General features: G+C 51.1%; 1 protein-coding gene. It reads right to left on the reverse strand.

Features of this window, described 5'->3' with window-relative positions:
• Positions 1-88: 88 nt before the first annotated feature.
• Positions 89-307, reverse strand: a complete 219-nt coding sequence (locus HMPREF9441_RS18655; RefSeq protein ID WP_172634976.1) for a hypothetical protein — start codon at positions 305-307, stop codon at positions 89-91.
• Between the last annotated feature and the right edge of the window lie 626 nt (positions 308-933).

Below are 933 nucleotides of genomic sequence, written 5' to 3' on the forward strand. Positions count from 1 at the left end.
TATTTTACATTTACACAAAATATTTTATAGTGCCGCCCGGAACTGAAAACGGAAAACGACCTCAGCATCCACCGAAACAAAACGGTACTTAACCGCCACCGTGCACATAAACCCGGCCACAGCCGCCCCCGCAAGCCCCCCACCCTGCAACATCACGGCTGCCCGGCAGACAAAGGAGGATTTTCATGGGCTGCTTATGGGAACGACGATACGGGACGGACCGGACAAGCCCGCCACGGCAAAAGCGAATACCCATACCTACAGGACAAATCACCGTAAGACGGAACAGGAAGGGCCGTCGTCCCATCCGGTTACAGTCGCCATGGGAACCGTCCCCCAAGCCCGACAAAAAGACAGGAAAAGAAAGAAAAAAACAATCAGAAAGACAACAAAAACACCCAAAAACGGGGCACAGAAAACCTCATCCGAGGCAAATCCGTAGCCCCAAACCTGAATATTTATACAAAACACACACCCAATCCTGCATATATGCCGTATATCATACACTCCGTCTCAGCCAAACGGTAAATCAATCGGAAGCGAACGGTTTTACGTTCGGCGCACAAAATAGAGACGACCGGCCGGGAACGGAAAACGGCACGGCTGAAAACGGGAAAAGACAAGCATCCGAGCCACGGAAACACCACCTCAGAACCGCATCCCGGATTTATCTGAAAGAAAAACGGGACACATCTTGAATAACCATAAGGCACCCAAAAGCACCGTTACCTGACATGCCGGAGGCCCGCCGGCGCACACCCGCCCCCCACACACGGCAAAAGGAAAGCAAAAGCCGCCCCCACCCTGGCAAAACGGTAAAACCCACCCCCGCGAGAATCGAATAAAATCCATCAAGGCCGGAACCACTGACGAATACGGCAAACATAAAGGACTAAACCTGACATTCTGACAAAAAGACAATGATAAAAAACA

It is taken from the genome of Paraprevotella clara YIT 11840 (assembly GCF_000233955.1).
Taxonomy (GTDB): Bacteria; Bacteroidota; Bacteroidia; order Bacteroidales; family Bacteroidaceae; genus Paraprevotella; species Paraprevotella clara.